Source organism: Parvibaculum sp., assembly GCF_019635935.1.
GTDB lineage: Bacteria > Pseudomonadota > Alphaproteobacteria > Parvibaculales > Parvibaculaceae > Parvibaculum.
Window position 1 is genome coordinate 234,479 of the sequence record NZ_JAHBYN010000001.1, and the last position, 14,477, is coordinate 248,955.

Consider the following 14,477-nt stretch of genomic DNA (forward strand, 5'->3'; position numbering starts at 1 on the left):
CGATTTCGGACGCTCTTTCCCGCTTGCCACTGCCGCTGCAAGGCCCGTGCAAGGTGGAATCGCATTAACCTTTCCACGCCAGAATGCAGCCCACCGGCCCCCTCACAGGTTTCAGGAATGACGACCCCGCTAACGAACCCCTATCGAAAACCGACCGCCATGGGCCGGGTGCTGCTTGCGCTCCATGCCAGCGGGGCGGTCCGGCTGGCGCCAGCATCGCTTGCCGGCGTCGGCGTCATCTTCATGTTGCATCGCGTTCGCGAGCCGGATGACACCGACTTCGCCCCCAACCGCCTTCTCGAAATCACGCCCGGTTTTCTGGAGGAAACGATCGGCCTCGTTCGCGAGCTCGGCTATGCCTGTCTCAGTCTCGACGAAGCGGTAACGCGACTGATCGAGGGCGACCTCTCGGAACGCTTCGCCGTTTTCACGCTCGACGACGGCTATCGCGACAACCTGACCGATGCCCTGCCCGTTTTCGAACGTCACAATGTTCCGTTCACGGTGTATCTGACGACCGGCCTGCCGGACGGAACGGCGGAAATATGGTGGGTCGCGCTTGAGCGCATCATCGCATCGTCCGTTGCGATCCGCGTGATGCTGCCGGACGGCGAGATCGCGATGTTCACGCGCGACGGCATTGAGAAGCATGCAGCCTGGAACAAGATCTACTGGGCTTTGCGCGCCTTGCCCGAAGACGTTCTGCGCGCCGAAGTGCGGCGCCTCGCCGCCGAACAGGGGCTCGACATGCAAGCGCTGACACGCGAACTGGCGATGAGCTGGGACGAGGTGCGGGTGCTCGCCGGACACCCGCTGGCGAGCATCGAGGCGCATACGGCCGAACATTTCGCGCAAGCCGGGCTTCCGGATATGCGCGCCCGCGCCGATATCGAACAGGGCATGACGCGCATCGAGACCGAACTCGGCTATCGCCCGCGTCATTTCTCCTATCCCTATGGCGACCCGTCATCGGCCGGCGACGCCGACTTCGCGCGCGCCGAAGCGCTCGGCTTCCGCTCGGCCACAACGACGCGCAAGGGGCTTGTCAGACCCGAACACGCATGCCGGCCATGCCGCCTGCCGCGCCTCTCGCTCAACGGGGAATATCAGGACCGGCGCATGCTGGAAGCCTTGCTGAGCGGATTGCCCTTCGCCCTCGCCCGGCCGATCCGTTCATTGGGGATCGACTGACGACGGCAATTGACGCTGCCGCGCCGCGCGCCGTTCGGCCCGTTTGCGCAGCCGGCGACGGCCCCACCAGACCTCGAAGCGGCGCCGGAACCGGCGAACCGGGTGCAAATCGACCGACAGCACGACGACGCCGAGCGGCAACATCCAGAAGCCGAAGAACGGCAGGAAGCCCAACATTCCGAAGATGATCAGAAGTACACCGATCACAATCCGGACGATCGGCGTTCCGGGAACGTTGATTCTCCGCTTGCCCAGCCGCACGGCCGCCATGACAGATCGCTCTCCGCGTGAGGTTTGAGTAGGCGCCCTCACGAGCGGCCCGCCGCCAAGGCAGATAAGGGGAAAAGGTGGCGGGAACAAGACATTTGGCTGGCATGGGGCAAATGTCTTTGCTATACGCAGCCTTCGTCGGCGGTCGCCATATGGCGCATCGCCGGTCTGCTCCCCGGTAGCTCAGTGGTAGAGCAACCGGCTGTTAACCGGTTGGTCGCTGGTTCGAATCCGGCCCGGGGAGCCATTTTCGTCTTCACCCTCATTTTTGGCGTCACACGATTTAAGGCCGCGCGCGCTTCGCACGGCCGATTTTTCGTCCGCACCGCGGAAAACCTCCTTTCCGATTGAACCGCCCCGCCCTCCGCCCCGTAGCCATCAGGACCGGGAAGCGTTGGGCCTGCGCGGCTAATGGCCTATACTCTTTGCAACGGCTGATTGGAGGAGGAGGTCTCGCAGCGATGCAGGACACGCCACTTGCCGCCGAGCGCGGCGCTCACGACAAGCCCGAGGAACCGGCTGTGCATCCGGCGCCGGTCGATGTCACGGCCGAAAATCTCGCCACGCTGGACGGCATTCCACGCCTCGTCCGCCTCGCCTTCCGGCTGTTGCTGCGCGTCAGGCACGGCTCGCTGACGGTCATCCTGCCAGACGGACGCAGCTTGCGTTTCAAGGGCACCGAACCCGGCAGCGACGCCACAATGATCATTCGCGACTTCGGCCTCGCCCGGCGCTTCTTTGCCAGCGGCGACCTCGGCGCGGCCGAAGCCTTTCTCGACGGCATGTGGGACAGCCCCAATGTGACGGCATTTCTGGAGTTCTTTCTCGGCAACGCCGACGCCTTGCAGGAAAAGCTGACGGGCAACCCGGTCTTCCGCTTCGTCGCGCGGCTGGGGCACATGCTGCGCCGCAACTCGAAAACCGGATCGAAGCGCAACATCGAATATCACTACGATCTCGGCAACGGCTTCTATCGCCGCTGGCTCGATCCGACCATGACCTATTCCTCGGCGCGCTTTGCGCACAAGGAACAGGATCTGTCGTCCGCCCAGATCAACAAGTATCGCTCGCTTGCCGAACGTATCGACCTCCGGCCCGAGCACCATTTGCTCGAAATCGGCAGCGGCTGGGGCGGCTTCGCCGAGTATGCGGCAAGCGAGATCGGCTGCCGCGTGACGGGCATCACGATCAGCAAGGAACAGCTCGCCTTCGCCCGCGAGCGGATGGAGAAGAGGCAGCTCTCTCACAAGGTCGATATCCGCTACCAGGATTACCGGGATGTTGAGGAGAAGTTCGACCGTGTCGCCTCCATCGAGATGTTCGAAGCGGTGGGCGAGGAATACTGGCCGGCCTATTTCGACAAGGTTCGCGATTGTCTGAAACCCGGCGGCAAGGCCGGTTTGCAGATCATCACCATCGCCGACCGCTCCTTCGCCGCGTATCGCAAGCGCGCCGACTTCATCCAGCGCTACATCTTTCCCGGCGGCATGCTGCCCTCGCCGTCGATCCTGAAACAGCAGGTGCAGCGCGCCGGCCTGACTTGGGCCGGAAATCTGGAATTCGGCCTCGACTATGCCGAAACGCTGCGCCAGTGGCGCGAACGCTTCCGCGCCGCTTGGCCCGACATTCAGCGCCAGGGCTTCGACGAACGTTTCCGCCGCATGTGGGAATACTATCTCGCCTACTGCGAAGCAGGCTTCCGCGCCGGCAATATCGACGTCACGCAGGTGACACTCGCGCGTCCTTGAACCGGACTGCTAGACTGCGCTTTCCCGCCAGTCTGGAGTCCGTTCATGGAAAATCGCCTGATTCCGACGCCGCGCAGCCTTGCCGACGTCGATCTCCGCTCGCGCGACATCATCGGCCGCGGCTGGGGCAAGCTCGAACGCCTCGTCTTCCGCCACCGCCGCTTCGATGGCGGCTGGTCCGACGAGGTGACGCGCGACATGTACACCATCGGCGAGGTCGCGATGGTGCTGCCCTACGATCCCCGGCTCGATGCGGTGTTGCTGATCGAACAGTTCCGCGCCTGCGGGCTTGTCTGGGGCGAGGCGACTTGGCTTTTCGAGGCGGTTGCCGGCATTGTCGATGACGGCGAGACGCCGGCCGGGGTTGCTGCGCGCGAGGCACGGGAAGAGGCCGGCTGCGAGATCGGAACGCCGCATCCGATTTCGACCGTCTGGTCGTCGCCCGGCGGATACGGCGAACGCACCTATCTCTATGCCGCGCCGACCGACCTTGCCGGCGTCGGCGGCATTCACGGGCTCGCACATGAGCATGAGGATATTCGCGCCGTCGTCGTGCCGCTCGCCGACGCCTATGCCGCCACCCAGGACGGACGCATCGTCGACGCAAAAACAACCCTTATGATTCAATGGCTTATATTGAACAAGTCGCAAATGGCATGAACCTGAAATCCACCCGTTTCGTCTTGAATGCAAGGGGCCTCGTCCGTATGTTCCAGTTCCCCCGCCACCGACAAAGCAAAGCGCCCGGATCTCATGGATATTAAGAACGGACTGGTCGATTCGATCGGCAACACGCCCCTGCTGCGCCTGCGGCGCGCGTCGGAAGAAACCGGCTGCGAGATACTCGGCAAGGCGGAGTTCCTCAATCCCGGCCAGTCGGTCAAGGACCGCGCGGCGCTCTACATCATTCAGGACGCCGTGAAACGCGGCACGCTGAAGCCCGGCGGCGTCATCGTCGAAGGCACGGCCGGCAATACCGGTATCGGCCTCGCCCTTGTCGGCAATGCACTCGGCTTTCGGAGCGTCATCGTCATTCCCGACACGCAGTCGCAGGAAAAGAAGGACATGCTGCGGCTTTGCGGCGCCGAGCTGATCGAAGTGCCGGCGGTTCCCTACAAGGACCCCAACAACTACGTGAAATATTCCGGCCGCCTCGCCGAGGAACTGGCGGCAAAGGAGCCGAACGGCGCAATCTGGGCGAACCAGTTCGACAATGTGGCGAACCGCCTCGCCCACATTGAAACCACCGGCCCCGAAATCTGGAAGCAGACCGACGGCAAGGTCGATGGCTTCATTTGCGCCGTCGGCACCGGCGGCACGCTGGCCGGCGTCGGCATGGCGCTTAAGGAACGCAACCGGAATGTCCGGATCGGCATTGCCGACCCGATGGGCGCGGCGCTCTATCATTTCTACAAGCATGGCGAGCTGAAGGCCGAGGGCACCTCGATCACCGAAGGCATCGGCCAGGGCCGCATCACGGCCAACCTTGTGGATGCACCCATCGACGACGCCTTTCAGGTTCCCGACGAAGAAGCCTTGCCCATCGTCTTCAATCTGCTGAAAGAGGAAGGGCTCTGCCTCGGTGGCTCGAGCGGCATCAACGTCGCCGGCGCCATCCGCCTCGCCCGGGAGATGGGACCCGGTCACACAATCGTCACGGTCCTTTGCGATTACGGAACGCGCTACCAGAGCAAGATGTTCAACCCGGCCTTCCTGAAAGAAAAGGGATTGCCCGCACCGGACTGGCTCTGAGCGTCAACCGCAAGGAGCCCAAGGATGCCCGCCCCCGTCTCAACGCTGGTGACGACCGAATGGCTGGCCGCGCATCTCGACGCGCCGGATGTGCGGGTTGTCGATGCTTCATGGTACCTGCCGCAAGCGCAGCGCGATCCGCGCGCCGAATATGAACGCGCGCATATCCCCGGCGCGGTCTTCTTCGACATCGACGAGATCTGCGACCTCGACAGCCCCTATCCCCACATGCTGCCGTCGCCGGAGAAATTCTCCTCGCGCGTCCGCGCCCTCGGCCTCGGCGACGGCGCCCGCATCGTCGTCTATGACGGTGCCGGGCTTTTCAGCGCCGCCCGCATCTGGTGGATGTTTCGCGTCATGGGCCACAACGATGTCGCGGTGCTGGATGGCGGCCTACGGAAGTGGAAAGACGAAGGCCGGCCGCTTGACGACATGAAACCCCGCCACAGCGCCCGCCACTTCACGGCGCGACGCAATTCCGGGTTGATCCGCGACCGGACGCAAATGATGGCCAATCTCGACACGCGCGCCGAACAGGTGCTCGACGCCCGCAGCGCCGGCCGCTTCAACGGCACCGAGCCCGAGCCGCGCTCCGGCCTGCGCGGCGGACACATTCCGGGCAGCCTCAACCTTCCGGCCTCGGAACTGATCGCCGCCGACGGCACACTCCGGAAACCCGACGAGCTCCGCGCCCTGTTCGAGCGTGCCGGCCTCGACCTTTCGACGCCCGTGGTGACGACATGCGGCTCTGGCGTCACCGCCTCCATCCTCGCGCTCGGCCTTGCCGTACTCGGCAAGCCGCAAGTCCCCGTCTATGATGGCTCATGGGCCGAATGGGGCGCCGTCATGGAGATGCCCGTCGAGGCCTGATCCGGGCAGCCGGGACGGAGCGCATGGGGAAGAAACACAAGACGATCGTCACGCATCTCGAAATGCTGGCCGAACCGCGGCTACCGCCGGCGCCGCGCCCGCTCGGAAAATATGCGCTGATGCGCGCCGAAAAGCCGCCTGTCCATTTCTATCGCTACCTCTATCACGAGATCGGCAGCCACTATGTCTGGGTCAACCGCAAACGGCTCTCGGATGAAGCCCTCGCCAGCATCGTCCAGAACGACGAGGTCGAGATTTACATTCTCTATAGCGGCGGCGTTCCGGCGGGTTATTTCGAACTCGATTTCCGCAATCCCGAACGCGCGGAACTTTCATTCCTCGGCGTGATGCCCGAGCATGTCGGAAAGGGCTTCGGGCGTTTCCTGCTCTGCGAAGCCATCGCGCTCGCCTGGGCGCGCGGCCCGAAGCGCCTGATCGTGCAAACCTGCACGCTGGACCATCCCCGCGCCCTCCCCCTCTACCAGCGGCACGGCTTCACGCCCTACGCGCAGGAGGAGACCGAGCTGGAGGAGATCGACTGACGCCAGCTCCTAGTGCGCCAGTATCTGCGCCAGAAACGACTTGGTGCGCTCGTTCTTCGGGGCGCTGAAAAACTCTTCCGGTGAGGCCTGCTCGATGATCTCGCCTTCGTCCATGAAGACGACCCGGTTGGCGACCTCGCGCGCAAAGCCCATTTCATGCGTCACGCAAAGCATCGTCATGCCCTCGCGCGCCAGCTCCACCATCACATCGAGAACTTCCTTGATCATTTCCGGGTCGAGCGCCGAGGTCGGTTCGTCGAACAGCATGATCTTCGGGTTCATGCAGAGCGCCCGCGCGATTGCCACGCGCTGCTGCTGTCCGCCCGACAGCTGACCGGGATATTTGTCAGCCTGTTCGGGAATGCGCACGCGCTCCAGAAACTTCATCGCAAGGTCGCGCGCCTCGGCCTCGGGCATCTTGCGCACCCAGAGCGGCGCCAGCGTGCAGTTTTCGAGGACCGTCATATGCGGGAAGAGGTTGAACTGCTGGAACACCATGCCAACCTCGCGCCGGACCTCGTCGATGCGTTTCAGGTCTTCGGTCAGCTCGATGCCGTCGATGACAATTTTCCCCGCATCATGCGTTTCGAGATGGTTGATGCAGCGGATCAGCGTCGATTTGCCCGAGCCTGACGGCCCAGCAATGACGATCCGCTCGCCCTCCTTGATCGTCAGGTCGATATTCTTCAACACATGAAAATCGCCGAACCATTTATGCACGCCCGACATCTCGATCATCACCTTGTCCGAAACGCGCATCGCTTTTGCGGTATCCGCCGCCATCCTGACCTCCTAGCGGCCGCGCCCGGCATTGAGCCGGCGCTCCATGAAACTTGAATATTGCGACATGCCGAAACAGAAGATCCAGAAGACGATCCCGGCAAAGAGATAGCCGGTCAGCGCGCCCTGCGGCACGGTCCAGTTCGGATCGGAAAGCTGCGCTCTGACCTGTCCCAACACGTCGAAAATGCCGACAATCAGCACCAGCGTCGTATCCTTGAAGAGACCGATGAAGGTGTTGACAATGCCCGGAATGACATGGCGCAGCGCCTGCGGCAGCACGACGAGCCCCATCGTCTGCCAATAACTGAGGCCGGCGGCCCGCGCCGCCTCGTATTGCCCCGCCGGTATCGCCTGCAGCCCGCCGCGCACCACTTCCGCCATATAGGCCGATGAGAAAAGCGCGACACCGACGAGACAGCGCAACAGATTATCGGGGCTGAGACCTTCCGGCAGAAACAGCGGCAACATGACGCTCGCCATGAACAGCACCGTCACCAGCGGCACACCGCGCCAGAACTCGATGAAAATGATCGACAACATGCGGATCGCCGGCATCGACGAACGCCGCCCGAGCGCCAGCACAATGCCGAGCGGCAGCGAAACGACGATGCCGGTAACGGCGACGACCAGCGTGACCAGCAACCCGCCCCACTCGCTGGTCGGCACCGGCGGCAGACCGGGCCGGTCGCCGGCAAGCAACACCAGCGCGATCAGCGGATAGACGACCAGCAGGAAAATCACGTTGAAGCGTTTGGCAGGCGCCGACGGAATGAGCATCGGCACCAGTGCGATGAAGCCCAGCGCAAACACGATATTGACCCGCCAGATTTCCGATTCCGGATAGCGGCCATAGATGAACTGGCCGAAATTCGCCCAGACCAGCGGCCAGCACGCGCCCTTGCCTTCACCGAGACAAGCCTCGCGTGTTTCGCCCGTCCACACGGCGTCGAAGATCGCGAAGTTGAGCAGCGGCGGCACGGTGAGCCACAGCAGATAGGCGGCAACAAGTGTCAGCACCGTGTTGCCGATGCTCGAAAAGAGATTGCGCCGCAGCCAGCCGAGAACGCTTCCGGATTTTTGCGGCGGTCCCATCGTGTCGATCACGCTCATGGCCTACCGCTCCCTGAGCGCGATGCGCGCATTGTACCAGTTCATCGCCAGTGACGTCGCGAGACTGAGCGTCAGATAGACCGCCATGGTGATGGCGATAACCTCGATGGCCTGCCCCGTCTGGTTGAGCACCGTGCCGGCAAACACCGCCACGAGATCGGGATAGGCGATGGCAACCGCCAGCGAGGAGTTCTTCGTGAGATTGAGTATCTGGCTGGTCAGCGGCGGCACGATGAGGCGCAGTGCTTGCGGCACCACCACAAGCCGCAGCGTCGTGCTGTCCTTGAGGCCGAGCGCCGCCGCCGCCTCGCCCTGGCCCCGGTCGACCGACTGAATACCGGCGCGGACGATTTCGCCGATGAAAGCCGCCGTGTAGAGCGTGAGCCCCAGAACCAGCGCCACAAACTCCGGCAACAGGCGTACACCGCCGCTGAAATCGAAGTCGCCGCGCGTCGCATATTCCAGATGGAAGGGTGTGCCGCCGATGGCCCATGCGAGAAGCGGCAGAACGACGATCAGCGTCGCGGCGACGCGCAGCGCCGGAAACAATTGACCCGTCGCGCGCTGCCGCGCTCGCGCCCACCGGACCAGCACAAAGCCGGCCACGACCGCCGCCGCAAGCGCGCCGAAAAACAACCCGGCGCCCGCATCCAGCACCGGATCGGGAAGGATCAATCCGCGATTGCTGAGAAAGACCCCCGGCAGCGCCTCGATGCTTTCGGCCGGGCCGGGCAGCGGCCGCAGCACCGCGAAGTACCAGAAGAAGAGTTGCAGCAGCAGCGGAATGTTCCGCATTACCTCCACATAGGCCGCCGCGATCTTTGACAACAGCCAGTTCGGCGACAGCCGCGCCACGCCAACGACAAAGCCGAGCATTGTCGAAAGCACGATACCGATCACCGCGACCGAGAGCGTGTTGAGCAGCCCGACGAGAAACGCCCGGCCGTAGCTCGATTGCTCGGTATAGGGGATCAGGGTCTGGATGATGCCGAAACCGGCCGTCGTGTCGAGAAAGCCGAAACCGGTCGAAATGTTGAGACGCTCGAGATTTTCCTGCGCCGTCGCCGTGAAAAACCAGACGACGGCGATGACGGCAGCCAATACGCCTGCCTGGTAGACGATTGAACGGACGCGGGGGTTATACCAACTGATCCCCATGCCCGATCCGCGTTTAACGGGTTTCTGCATACCTTCCCCGGCCCCCTCGCCTGCGATCCGTCAGCGGATCGGCGGCGCGTACATCACGCCCCCGTCGGTCCACAACGCATTCAGGCCGCGCTCAATGCCAAGTGGTGTGTCGACACCGACATTGCGTTCGAAAATCTCGCCGTAATTGCCGACGGCGCGCACAATATCGATCACCCAGTCGGGCCCAAGTCCGACCGATGCACCATACGAGCCTTCCGCGCCCAGCAGACGGCGAACCAACGGATTCTCGCTCTCACGCATCTCTTCGATATTTTCGGATGTGATGCCAAGCTCCTCGGCATTCAGCAACGCCGAAAGCGTCCAGCGCGCGATATCGGCCCATTGCGGATCGCCCTGCCGTATCACGGGCCCGAGCGGCTCCTTGGATATGATCTCGGGCAGAACGATATTGTCCTCCGGACGCTGCATCTTCAGCCGTTCGGCATAGAGGCCCGAAGCGTCCGTCGTATAACCGTCGCACCGTCCCTGATCGTAGGCGCTGATCGCCTCGTCGTTCTTCTCGAAGGAGAGCACCCGGTAGTCGAGCCCACGGCCGCGGAAATAATCGGCGAGATTGAGTTCGGTCGTGGTCCCGGTCTGTGTGCAGATCGTCGCGCCGGCCAGCTGTTCGGCCTTGGTGATGCCGGAGCTCTTCCGCACCATGAACGCCTGCCCGTCATAATAGATGACGCCGGCGAAATCGAAGCCGAGCTGCGTGTCGCGCGACATTGTCCATGTGGTGTTGCGCGACAGAATGTCGACCTCGCCCGATTGCAGCGCCGTGAAGCGGTCCTTTGCCGAAAGCGGCCGGAACCGAACCTTCTCGCCGTCGCCGAAAATCGCCGCGGCGATCGCCCGGCAATAATCGACATCGATGCCGGACCACCGGCCGCGCTCGTCGGGACTGGAAAAGCCGGCAAGCCCCTGGCTGACACCGCATTGCAGGAAGCCGCGCCGCATTACGCGCCTCAACGTCTCGCCCGCGCCCGTCCGCTCGGCGCCCGGTTCCGTCTCCACCGTTGTCGCAGGTGCTGTCCCTCGTCCGGCCAGCACGGCCGCCGCATCGTAGGGCAGCACGAAATAGAGCCCGCCCACGCCGATCAGGATGCCCAGAAGAAGGGCGGCCACGGGATTCCTCATTCAGCGTCCTTTGTCAGCCTGTTCGATGAAAATGCTATGCTGGATTCGTTGAGACTAACCGCAGGCGGCCCACACGCAAACCCTGTAGTCCATTCCAACCCGCCTCCATTTCGCCAATTGGCGTTTTGGCCTTGAAGGGCGCAAAGGGCCGCGGGCATGATCGGCCGACGCCAATTGACGGACGATGCCGGATGAAGAAGAAGCAGGACACGCTGATCGTCACCGCCGGACGCGACCCGGAGGCTAATTTCGGCATCCTCAATCCACCCGTTTATCACGCATCGACCATTCTCTACCCAACCCTCGATGCAGTCCGGACGCGCAAGCAGCCCTTCACCTATGGCCGGCGCGGCACGCCGACAACCGCCGCCCTGCAGGAGGCGATTGCCGAGCTTGAGGGCGGCTATCGCACGCTGCTGACCCCCTCGGGCCTCTCCGCCGTCACCGCGGCCCTCCTCGCGCATCTCAAGACCGGCGACCACCTGCTGATGACCGACAGCGCCTACGAGCCGTCGCGTCATTTCTGCGAGCGCGTTCTCAAACGCTATGGAGTCGACGTCGAATATTACAACCCATGTCTGGGAAGCGATATTGCGGCGCTGATCAAACCGAACACCGCCGTCGTCTTCACCGAAAGCCCCGGCTCGGTGACTTTCGAGGTGCAGGACATCCCGGCCATCTCCAAAGCCGCACACAAGGCCGGCGCAATCGTGATGATCGACAACACCTGGGCCTCACCGCTCTATTTCAAGCCGTTCGAACACGGCGTCGACGTTTCGATCCAGGCCGTGACCAAATATCTATGCGGCCATTCCGACGTAATGATGGGCGCGATCACGACGACGGAAGCCGCATGGCGCGACACGGTCGCAAGCCACGGCGCAAACGGACTCTGCGCCGGGCCGGACGACGTCTATCTGGTGTTGCGCGGTATCCGCACATTGTCCGTCCGCCTCGCGCGGCATATGGAGACCGGGTTGAAGTTGGCGCGCTGGCTCGCCGCGCGGCCCGAAGTCGCCCGCGTCATTCATCCGGCATTGCCGAGCCATCCCGGCCATGCGCTCTGGAAGCGCGACTTTACCGGCGCGAGCGGGCTTTTCAGCATCGAACTCAAGCCGGCATCCGAAGCCGCGCTCGCCGCCATGCTCGACGGTCTGGAACTTTTCGGCATGGGTTATTCATGGGGCGGCTTCGAAAGCCTGATCATCCCGCAAGACCCGGCCAAAATCCGAACGGCCACAAAATGGGAGGCACAAGGTCCGATGCTGCGCCTTCATGCCGGCCTTGAAGACCCGGACGACCTGATTGCCGATCTCGATGCGGGCTTCGAGCGGCTCCGCGCCTGCAACGAATAACGGAAGACGCAACGTGACCAGAATTGAAGTCAAAAGCGAAATCGCGGGCAAGGTCTGGAAGATCGAGACGAAAGCAGGCGACCGGCTGGCGGAGGACGACGCAATCCTGATCCTCGAATCGATGAAGATGGAAATTCCCGTGGCGGCGCCCGCCGACTGCACGCTGGTCGAAATTCTTGTCGCCGAAGAAGATATGGTCGAAGAAGGCCAGCCAGTCGCCATCGTCGAACAGGGCTAACGCTCACGCATCTCCGAATATCTGCTTCAGATGCGCGTTGAGAAACTTTCCCGCCGGGTCGAGCTGTCGTCGCACCTCCCGGAAAGCATCCCACTTCGGATAGAGCGCCTCGAAATCCTTTGCGCCGCGCGTGTGCAGCTTGCCCCAGTGTGGCCGTCCGTCATAACGGCGAAAAATATCCTCGACGCCCGCAAATAATTCCTTGTAGGGCTGACGATGATACTGATGGACCGAAATCGTCACGCTGTCGCGGCGATAAAATGGCGACAGCCACGCATCGTCGGCCGCGACATAGCGAAACTCCAGCGGAAACAGAAAGTTGGTTCCGCATTTGCGCATATGCTCGGCAACCTCGCGAATGCAATCGGGGCCTTTTTCTGCCGGCACCGCATACTCCATTTCGTTGAAGCGCACATTTCGGTCGCTCGGAAATGCATCGTGCGACCAGCGCACCTTGGTCGCCTGCCCTTCGACGCCGTTGATCGACCCGCTCGAATAGCGCGACCCGCTCGCTGAAGTCAGGAACTTCTGCAGCGGCCCCCGCAAGAACGGCAACGTCCTTGAAAATTCGCAGGTCAGTTTCATGATCTTGTCGTCGCGCGACATTTCGCCGTCCGGCCGCCTTCGCCGCGGACGCGCTTCCTTGTCCGTTTCTCTCAGGAACTTGACGAGCGCCTGATCTGCAAACGGAAACCAGAAAAACTCAAAATGCCGTGCTTCGTCCCGCATTGCCTCTGCCTTGTCGAGCGCTTCCGCAATCGGCATTCGCCCGCCGGTTTCCTCCAATGCATAGATTTTCGTGCATTGCATTGTGATCTCGGTCATCGCGCCGAGGCTACCGAAGCTGACACGGCCTGCATCGAAAACGTCTGAATTTTCGGTGCGGCTGCAGGAGAGAACCTCGCCACTGGCTGTCGCGAGCCGGAACGCCTTGACGCCCGCGGAAAGCGAGCCGAGCCCGCCACCCGTGCCGTGCGTACCCGTCCCGACGGCGCCGGCCAGCGTCTGTCTGTCGATGTCTCCCTGATTGAGCAACGCGAGCCCGCGTTCGAAGAGCAGCGGCCCGAGATCGCGTATCGTCGTGCCGGCCTTGATGCGCGCCGTCATCTCTGTCGGGTCATGGTCGACGACACCGGACAAACCGAACAACGTCAGAATCGTCCCATCGCTTTCGACCAATGGCGTGAAAGAGTGTCCCCGCCCGGCGGTACGAATGGGTGCCGGCGCATCGCGAACGATCGAAGCCACTTCCTCCTCGGTCGTCGGCGCCGCAATGCCTTGCGGCCACGCCTTTACCCACCCCGACCAGTTCGACCAGACATCCGTCATTCCGCATCTCCATTTTCAGCTGCACGGATGATAGCGTTTCGCCCGCCCGGTCAAAAGAAATAAGCCCCGGAGTACAGCTCCGGGGCTTCGATTTTCGGCATACGTTGCGTTGTCAATTCGCGTCCGCGGCCGCCATTTCCGCCGCGCTTTCCTCGCGCGTCAACGGCTTGAAGTCACGCGCCATGATCGATGCCTGCTTGATTTCGGCCGGCGTCATCGATTCCGACAACCGCTCGATCGCCTCCGCCGCAAAGCGCGGGAAGCCGCCCTCGATCGCCAACTGGTAGTACATATACGCCTTGACCTTGTCCGCTTCGACGCCAACGCCGTCCTCATACATGGTGGCGATGTTGTACTGGGAGCTTTCAAGGCCCTGCCGTGCCGCCGCTTCGAACCATCGTGCGGATTCTTTCATGTCCTGCGGCACACCCCATCCCTTGTCGTACATCGAGCCAAGGTCCATTTGCGCGCGCCTGTCGCCGCCGTTCGCACCGATGAAATAGTATTTGAGCGCCGTCTCCACGTCGCGCTCGACAACCTTCGCATCGAAGTGCTCCTCGCCGAGACGGAAGGCCGCGCCGGGATCCTTGTTGACCTCGACCGCCCTCTTCCACTCGGCCAGCGCTTCCGGATAAAAGCCGCGCACATAGAGATCCTGCCCGGACGCCTCGTTCGGTTGGCCCTCGATCGACGGATCAGGCTTTGTCGGGTCGGCCAACGTGGCGGCCACCGCCGATCCGGCGGCAAACATCAGGGCGGCGAGCAGAATCAAAAAGGCGGTGGCGGCATAAAACAGCCGTCCCTCGCTCGTCGCGGCGGACACACTGGGGGTCTGTCGGCGCATTTTTCTCTCCCTCTCGGGCACCTGCAGGGATTTTTTCCCTCTTGGCCCATATTTCCCGGAAACCATGATCCGGAGCGGTTCCAAACACGCAAGTTAAAGGTTGGTCACAAACCCCGC

15 protein-coding genes and 1 tRNA gene are annotated in these 14,477 nt (G+C 62.8%); 9 read left to right on the forward strand and 7 right to left on the reverse strand.

The genetic code is table 11. The features are described 5' to 3' along the window. The first annotated feature begins 117 nt into the window (after nucleotides 1–117). Nucleotides 118–1,191 carry a polysaccharide deacetylase family protein gene (locus KF719_RS01180; protein ID WP_293506390.1) on the forward strand — a complete coding sequence of 358 codons (1,074 nt, stop codon included), beginning with the start codon at nucleotides 118–120 and terminating at the stop codon, nucleotides 1,189–1,191. Here KF719_RS01180 and KF719_RS01185 read toward each other — a convergent pair. Continuing rightward, nucleotides 1,174–1,461 carry a hypothetical protein gene (locus KF719_RS01185; RefSeq protein ID WP_293506392.1) on the reverse strand — a complete coding sequence of 96 codons (288 nt, stop codon included), beginning with the start codon at nucleotides 1,459–1,461 and terminating at the stop codon, nucleotides 1,174–1,176. The two genes, KF719_RS01180 and KF719_RS01185, sit on opposite strands and share 18 nt — an antisense overlap. A 172-nt stretch (nucleotides 1,462–1,633) precedes the next feature. On the opposite strand from KF719_RS01185, the gene KF719_RS01190 reads away from it, so the two are divergent. From KF719_RS01190 to KF719_RS01215, 6 genes are all read left to right on the forward strand, one after another. Further along, nucleotides 1,634–1,708: transfer RNA gene (locus KF719_RS01190), tRNA-Asn, on the forward strand. 214 nt (nucleotides 1,709–1,922) lie between these two features. Further along, nucleotides 1,923–3,209, forward strand: coding sequence for a cyclopropane-fatty-acyl-phospholipid synthase family protein (locus tag KF719_RS01195; protein WP_293506394.1), 1,287 nt, complete (start codon nucleotides 1,923–1,925; stop codon nucleotides 3,207–3,209). A 45-nt stretch (nucleotides 3,210–3,254) separates the two neighbouring features. Beyond that, nucleotides 3,255–3,869, forward strand: a complete 615-nt coding sequence (locus tag KF719_RS01200) for an NUDIX domain-containing protein (protein WP_293506396.1) — start codon at nucleotides 3,255–3,257, stop codon at nucleotides 3,867–3,869. Nucleotides 3,870–3,962: 93 nt separating this feature from the next. Next, on the forward strand, nucleotides 3,963–4,961 hold the full coding sequence (locus KF719_RS01205; protein ID WP_293506398.1) for a cysteine synthase A: 999 nt from the start codon (nucleotides 3,963–3,965) through the stop codon (nucleotides 4,959–4,961). A 24-nt stretch (nucleotides 4,962–4,985) separates the two neighbouring features. Then, entirely contained in the window at nucleotides 4,986–5,831 is an 846-nt protein-coding gene (gene sseA, locus KF719_RS01210) for a 3-mercaptopyruvate sulfurtransferase (RefSeq protein ID WP_293506400.1), read from the forward strand. Nucleotides 5,832–5,854: 23 nt separating this feature from the next. Continuing rightward, the gene (locus KF719_RS01215; protein WP_293506402.1) at nucleotides 5,855–6,373 is read left to right on the forward strand and encodes a GNAT family N-acetyltransferase; all 519 of its coding nucleotides are present in this window, start codon (nucleotides 5,855–5,857) and stop codon (nucleotides 6,371–6,373) included. Nucleotides 6,374–6,382: 9 nt separating this feature from the next. Here KF719_RS01215 and KF719_RS01220 read toward each other — a convergent pair whose 3' ends face one another. From KF719_RS01220 to KF719_RS01235, 4 genes are read right to left on the reverse strand one after another with little or no spacing between them, the layout of a single operon-like run. After that, a complete protein-coding gene (locus tag KF719_RS01220; RefSeq protein ID WP_293506404.1) occupies nucleotides 6,383–7,156 on the reverse strand; it encodes an amino acid ABC transporter ATP-binding protein in 774 nt (257 codons plus the stop codon). A 9-nt stretch (nucleotides 7,157–7,165) separates the two neighbouring features. Next, the gene (locus tag KF719_RS01225; protein WP_293506406.1) at nucleotides 7,166–8,266 is read right to left on the reverse strand and encodes an amino acid ABC transporter permease; all 1,101 of its coding nucleotides are present in this window, start codon (nucleotides 8,264–8,266) and stop codon (nucleotides 7,166–7,168) included. Between the two features lie 3 nt (nucleotides 8,267–8,269). Further along, on the reverse strand, nucleotides 8,270–9,454 hold the full coding sequence (locus KF719_RS01230) for an amino acid ABC transporter permease (protein ID WP_293506408.1): 1,185 nt from the start codon (nucleotides 9,452–9,454) through the stop codon (nucleotides 8,270–8,272). A gap of 30 nt (nucleotides 9,455–9,484) precedes the next feature. Continuing rightward, nucleotides 9,485–10,414, reverse strand: coding sequence for an amino acid ABC transporter substrate-binding protein (locus KF719_RS01235; protein ID WP_293510543.1), 930 nt, complete (start codon nucleotides 10,412–10,414; stop codon nucleotides 9,485–9,487). A 371-nt stretch (nucleotides 10,415–10,785) separates the two neighbouring features. Between KF719_RS01235 and metC the strand changes: the two genes are divergently transcribed. Together metC and KF719_RS01245 are read left to right on the forward strand one after the other, a co-directional pair. Next, on the forward strand, nucleotides 10,786–11,949 hold the full coding sequence (gene metC, locus KF719_RS01240; RefSeq protein WP_293506410.1) for a cystathionine beta-lyase: 1,164 nt from the start codon (nucleotides 10,786–10,788) through the stop codon (nucleotides 11,947–11,949). Nucleotides 11,950–11,962: 13 nt separating this feature from the next. Continuing rightward, entirely contained in the window at nucleotides 11,963–12,187 is a 225-nt protein-coding gene (locus KF719_RS01245) for an acetyl-CoA carboxylase biotin carboxyl carrier protein subunit (RefSeq protein ID WP_293506412.1), read from the forward strand. A 3-nt stretch (nucleotides 12,188–12,190) separates the two neighbouring features. Here the strand turns inward: KF719_RS01245 and KF719_RS01250 are convergent, their stop codons facing one another. Both KF719_RS01250 and KF719_RS01255 read right to left on the reverse strand, forming a co-directional pair. Continuing rightward, the gene (locus tag KF719_RS01250; RefSeq protein WP_293506413.1) at nucleotides 12,191–13,516 is read right to left on the reverse strand and encodes a D-arabinono-1,4-lactone oxidase; all 1,326 of its coding nucleotides are present in this window, start codon (nucleotides 13,514–13,516) and stop codon (nucleotides 12,191–12,193) included. Nucleotides 13,517–13,628: 112 nt separating this feature from the next. Next, nucleotides 13,629–14,360 (reverse strand): tetratricopeptide repeat protein, encoded by a 732-nt coding sequence (locus KF719_RS01255; protein ID WP_293506415.1) that lies wholly within the window; start codon nucleotides 14,358–14,360, stop codon nucleotides 13,629–13,631. Nucleotides 14,361–14,477: the final 117 nt, after the last annotated feature.